A 5415-nucleotide genomic window follows, 5' to 3' on the forward strand; every position below is an offset into this window, starting at 1 on the left:
CACCGACATCCGCCCCCATATCCTGCTCCTCGCCGCCCGAATTCGCCGACGACTCCCGGCCCGCCTTGCCCTCACTCGTAGGAAGCTGGCTCACGTCATCGTCCACGAGTTGCGAGTCGCCCCACGGATCAACCGGCCTCGGTGGGGGAGCCTGCGCCTGCATCCCCTTCCCCTTGACCGGCGGCGCGGGCTGGTTGTCCCAGTCAATGTCCTGAATCTCTTCGCCCGCGCTGTTATGCTTGCCCTTGCTCGAAATACCGTACCCTGTTGCCATTGTTGTTCTGCTTTCCTGATAGTGTTGAGCCTGTACCGAGATGCCAGCCTACGTGGAACTCCTCGGAGGTTCCCAGAAAAAACTGGTACAGCGATTTTAGCGCAAATTCTAACAATTGGCAAACAAATGTTTTTATTTGAGGGTATACTGTCTTGCATGGAAAGAGGGCGAGTTGTACAGTCGCTGGAGCGGTCTCTGATCGTGCGTGAAAAGTGTCCTGAAAGCTATGAATGTCTGGAGTGTTCCAGGGATCAGAGTAAGCCGACACGAATCCTATCCCGGGGGCCACTGGACGAAGAAGAGAAAGAGGAAGTTGTCATCTGGATGGTGCAGCGCATCCGCAGCCAGGCGCGTCTGCCTGCCGGACGGCTTCCCACCACCTGGGAAATGCAGCGCGCCGCCGCTGTCATGATGTGTCTCATTGTCGAGGTGGACGTGGGATCGGATGAAGACGGGGCAGGCTGGATCTCACAGGAAGAGATCGCGACGGCACTTGACCTCATCCTCATCACTCCGACAAGAAGCCAGCGCCGCTACGTCCGAAAGATCGCCCATGAGCTCGCCCAGCACCTCATGATCACCGAGGTAGCCGCCGAGGTTTTCTGGGCCGCTGAGGTTCGCATCGAGGGAAATGGCTGGGACAACGAGCGAGAGCGGCACAAGCTCGCCCTGAAGGTTGAGGAGTTGGTGATGTGTGCGGAGTAACAGCGAGCAAACCGTTCCGCGCGGAATGATTGTATAATAGGCAGGCAATGCTGGCCGTAGATTCGTTAGCTGCCTATCACAAAAAACGGTATCGTCGGCGCGGGGTTATAGAGGGACAAGGGCACTCCGTAGAGGAAAACCTGAAAGATGCCTTCCAAGCAGATCACGGGAGTTCGATTCTCCCCACCCGCTTAGAATCCTATTCCGAGACGTCCCTGATTGTTTAGTGGGGGAAGCCGGGAGCGCACTTGATTTGGTACGCCTGGCCGTGGTGGTAACCGGGATGGAAGGCGAAGCGGGCGAGGGCTCCTTTGCCCGTGATGATCGGCCCCAAAGCACTCTTGATCTCCACCTGAAGCAGCTCTGCCGAGGGTTCGTAGATAACCTCTTTGACCATTCTAGCGGCTCGGGCGAGCGCCTCGGCGACGAGGAGGGGGGTGAGCTCAGAGGCCTCAAAGGGGAAGGGATTGTCGTTGACGACACCCTCGGTTGCGCACTTGGCCACACGCGCTAGATCCTCGGGGACGGGCTTACCCGCTAATTGGCAGAGGAACCAGACCTCGACTCCGGCGACATGAACCGCCATCTCACCGATGGAGAGGGAGCCGGGATACAAGCGGAAATTTAGCTGCTCCTGGCTCAGACTCAGAACTTCCTGATCGAATCGCCCACGGCTCAGCTCCCAAGATACGGAAAAATCACTACTCATAGCGCTCATTCTATCGTCCTTTTTTTGTTTTCTCGTACTATTGCGCGGAACATGGGCGGTGTGCCTGAGCCGACACTTTAAGTAAGATACTTTTGAGTGTGAGGAGTAGAAAGTGAAAGAACTTCGCATAAAACTACGACTAGAGATTTTGTCATTTCTGATCGGGGTGCTCGTTAGCTGCTCGCTTGGGGTGGTGTTTTATTTTTGGCAAGCGTCCCAACCCGAGCGGCCCGTGGTAAGCCTGAACACCGAGCCCACTGTTCATGTGGTGTCTACTTTGATGCGCTTAGACTACGAGAAAAACCTTGAGACCGCGAACGAAAAGTATAAAGGTAAGGTTGTCCATCTGGGTGGTGAACTCGTATCCGTTAATGATGAATCCGCGGAACACTCGTATATGCTACTTTCCAATCGTGTGAAATGTTACTTTGATGGCTCCCAACAGTCTTTAGGCAAAATACCCACGGAGACCTATGTGACCCTGAAAGGGATCTGCGCGGGAAATATTCATGGCAATATTGTGATGGAGCACTGCGTGTTACTCAGCCCGGTTGATTATTGATGGCGTAAGACCTTTCCGCCACGTGCCCCTGTCGGTTTGCCATCTTGCCAAGTGCGTTGGCCGGAGACGATGACCGTGCTGACTCCGGTGGCGAGGGCGTGCGGGGTAACAAATGTCGCATTTTCGTGGATGGTGTCGGGGGAGAACACAGTGATGTCGGCGATGCTACCCACTTTTAGGCTCCCGCGCTCCGTCCAGCCGAGGCGCTGTGCGGGAAGACTGGTCATGCGCCGAATGGCCTCGGGAAGAGTCAGCAGGTTTTTCTCTCTCACATAGTGCTCCAAAATACGCGCGAAGGTGCCGTAGGAGCGCGGGTGCGGGCGGTGTGCCTCAGCATCGGGGGCAGCAGGGTTCATGGCGACGGAGTCTGAGCCGATCATCACACGCGGGTCGGAAAGAATGCGCTCGACATCGGTCTCGCTCATGGCGAAGTGTGCGGCGCTAATCCAGCCGCTCCCCTCGGTGAGCAGGTTCAGGATGAAGTCGCGCGGGTCGAGGTTCTGCGCCCTGGCATTTTCCGTGATGCTCTTGCCGACGAGCGCGGGGTGGGGGCAGGACGCGATCTCGATGGCATCCCAGGAGACGCCGCCGGAGCGTTCAAGCTCGCCCATCCACTCTCTGGCACGGGTATGCAGCGCGGGATCGGTGAGGTTTTGGGCGAGATCCTCAGGGTTTCCCGCATTTGCCCAGGTGGGAAGCGCGATCACGGCGAGGCTGGTCTGGTAGGCGGTGTAGGGGTACTGATCGAGAAGTATGTCCATACCACGGGCCTGTGCGGCGTCTACCATGGCAAGCGTCGAGAGAATCTTGCCCCAGTTGCGCTTGCGCTCGGCTTTGTGGTGCGAGAGCTGAAGCGGCAGCCCCGCACCCTCGGCCACAGCGATCGCCTCCGCCACCGACTCTTCCAGTAAATCGCCCTCGTCTCGCAGATGCGTTGCATAGAACCCGCCGTAGCTCGCGGCGACTTTGGCAAGCGCGGTTAACTCTGCCACATCGGCGTAGCTACCGGGAACATACTCCAGCCCACTGGAGAGCCCAATCGCCCCGGCCTGCATCGCCAAGTCCAGCTCGCGCTGCATCACTGTCAGCTCGGTGTCACTTGGTGCCCGCTGCGCCATGCCCATCACGCGCTTGCGGAGGGAACCGTGTCCCGCAAGTGTGGCGATATTGATCGCCATCCCGCTCTCTTCGACTCGTGCAAGAAATCCGGCGAGCGTCTCCCAGGTTAGCGTCCCGCCCGCGCCTTCCAGCCAGCGGCGCTCCAGCCCGAACTCCGGTGCGTTTGTCGCGAGCCCCAGAGAGATCCCGCAGTTACCGACCACCTCGCTCGTGACGCCCTGCGCCAGCGATGACTCCATGCCCGGCGTGAAGAGCACGGAGACATCGGAGTGGGTATGGATATCAATAAAGCCCGGCGCGATCACTTGCCCGGTCGCATCAATCGTAGTGAGCGCTTCGCTGCGTACCAAATCTCCAATCGCCGCAATTTTGTCTCCTATCACGCCCACATCGGCACGAAAGAGAGCAGTGCCGAGGCCATCGGCGACAAGGCCACCGCAGAGGAGAAGATCGAAGCGAGGAGTGGTCACGGGCGCTATTGTACCCGGTTGTGGGAGCGCAGAAACGGCCTCTCAAACGCCAGGTGGAAGAGCCAGCAGAGGCCAAGTGTAGCCGGTAGCACGGTGACGAGCACCAGAGCAAATATCGAGAGCGGGGCGGCGGCGATGCGCGGCGTGAGTGGGTGCAGTCCCAGAGCGAGGAGTGGGTCGTGGAGCAGATAGAGGCTGTAGGAAAAACTCCCCAGCCAGAGCACGGGGCGGCTGCTTAGGAGTGCAAAAGGCCGCGACGGTGCCAGAGCGCCAACAATCAATACCGCGACTATGGCGCTGCCAAGAAGTAAGTCCAGGCCGATCAGGAGCGCACCTGCCTGCCAGTGAGTACGTGGCCAAGGAAAGCTATCACGCCAGATTGTCAGCTCCGCCGCCACACAGACAAGTGTCAGGAGTGCTGCAAGGGCTTTGAGGGCACTGTGGCTGAGGCGCGGGGGATGGGCGACCCACTCGGCGGCGAGCATGCCCTGGACAAACAGCAACAAGAACCACGGACTCGTGCCGTCAAGCCGGAGCGCCATCGGGATCGCCACCAGAGCGCCTGCCACGGCAAGCACCATGCCCCGCCCCGCATGCCGTCGCACGGGGAGCAGCACCAGCGCGAAGAGAAAATAGATCTGGCACTCCAGCGCGATACTCCAGAACGGCCCGTTGATGGCGATAGACCAGCGCGGGGTCCAGTTGTGAACCAGAAGCGTGTGTGTCAGCAGGCTCTGCCACTCGCGCGAGTGCGGCGGCAGAATTGCGGGCACCATCATCCCTAGGAGCAGGCTGATGAGCATTGCCGCGAAGTACGCGGGCAAGATGCGCCGGGCGCGGCGCTTCAGGAAGCTTGGGGATAGAGGCAGACCCTCACGCGGTGCAATCGGCAGCATTAAACAAAAGCCCGAGAGCACGATAAAGATCGCCACCGCGACATGACCGAACTTGAGTAAGTGGAACCAGCGAGGGAACGCATCAGGTGCCGCCACGGCCACAAAGCGTGCCCAGATATGGTTTAGCACAACATAGAACGCGGCAAGCCCACGGATTCCCTCCACAAAGGGGTAGTACTTGGGGGCGCTCCTGGGTTGCATCTTCCTGGTATTGTCGGTTCAGCACTCGGAACTGTTAAGGGCGAGATGCAGTACAATACGGTGAAGAAAGGATCCTTCTATCATGCGTTTCTCATTTGTTGCACCCGCTCTCGTGGCGACACTCTCGTTTTCACTTAATGCCGTTGCCCACGCGGGGCTCGGCGTTGGCGATCCCGCTCCCGCTCTCAAGGTGAGCAAGTGGGTCAAAGGCAAGCCCGTCACGCTCGCTAAGGGAAAAGTTCATGTGGTCGAGTTCTGGGCGACCTGGTGTGGGCCGTGCCGCACGAGCATCCCGCACCTGACCGAGCTCGCCAAGAAATTCCAAGCCAAGGCGGACTTTGTCGGGGTCAGCATCAACGAAGGGGCGCCTGAGTTCCAGTCAAATGTCGCCAAGTTTGTCAAAGAGATGGGCGCTAAGATGAACTACAGTGTTGCTGTAGACACCGCAGCGCGGGGCGGCTTCATGAGCAAGAACTGGA

7 protein-coding genes are annotated in these 5415 nt (G+C 58.9%); 3 read left to right on the forward strand and 4 right to left on the reverse strand.

Features of this window, described 5'->3' with window-relative positions; genetic code table 11:
- On the reverse strand, positions 1–274 hold a 274-nt coding region (locus ACH2EH_RS07270; RefSeq protein WP_395140330.1), incomplete at its 3' end, for a hypothetical protein.
- Positions 275–430: 156 nt separating this feature from the next.
- On the opposite strand from ACH2EH_RS07270, the gene ACH2EH_RS07275 reads away from it, so the two are divergent.
- Entirely contained in the window at positions 431–979 is a 549-nt protein-coding gene (locus ACH2EH_RS07275; RefSeq protein WP_395140331.1) for a hypothetical protein, read from the forward strand.
- Between the two features lie 223 nt (positions 980–1202).
- Here the strand turns inward: ACH2EH_RS07275 and ACH2EH_RS07280 are convergent, their stop codons facing one another.
- Complete coding sequence (locus ACH2EH_RS07280) at positions 1203–1688, reverse strand: DinB family protein (protein ID WP_395140332.1); 486 nt, start codon at positions 1686–1688, stop codon at positions 1203–1205.
- 112 nt (positions 1689–1800) lie between these two features.
- On the opposite strand from ACH2EH_RS07280, the gene ACH2EH_RS07285 reads away from it, so the two are divergent.
- Positions 1801–2250, forward strand: coding sequence for a hypothetical protein (locus ACH2EH_RS07285; protein WP_395140334.1), 450 nt, complete (start codon positions 1801–1803; stop codon positions 2248–2250).
- On the opposite strand, the gene ACH2EH_RS07290 is transcribed toward ACH2EH_RS07285, so the two are convergent.
- The gene (locus ACH2EH_RS07290) at positions 2244–3839 is read right to left on the reverse strand and encodes an amidohydrolase family protein (protein WP_395140335.1); all 1596 of its coding nucleotides are present in this window, start codon (positions 3837–3839) and stop codon (positions 2244–2246) included. The genes ACH2EH_RS07285 and ACH2EH_RS07290 overlap by 7 nt on opposite strands.
- A gap of 5 nt (positions 3840–3844) precedes the next feature.
- On the reverse strand, positions 3845–4936 hold the full coding sequence (locus tag ACH2EH_RS07295; RefSeq protein ID WP_395140337.1) for an acyltransferase family protein: 1092 nt from the start codon (positions 4934–4936) through the stop codon (positions 3845–3847).
- A gap of 82 nt (positions 4937–5018) precedes the next feature.
- Between ACH2EH_RS07295 and ACH2EH_RS07300 the strand changes: the two genes are divergently transcribed.
- Positions 5019–5415, forward strand: a 397-nt coding sequence (locus ACH2EH_RS07300; protein ID WP_395140339.1) for a TlpA family protein disulfide reductase, incomplete at its 3' end; no start/stop codon positions are given.

It is taken from the genome of Armatimonas sp. (genome assembly GCF_043760365.1).
Taxonomy (GTDB): domain Bacteria; phylum Armatimonadota; class Armatimonadia; order Armatimonadales; family Armatimonadaceae; genus Armatimonas.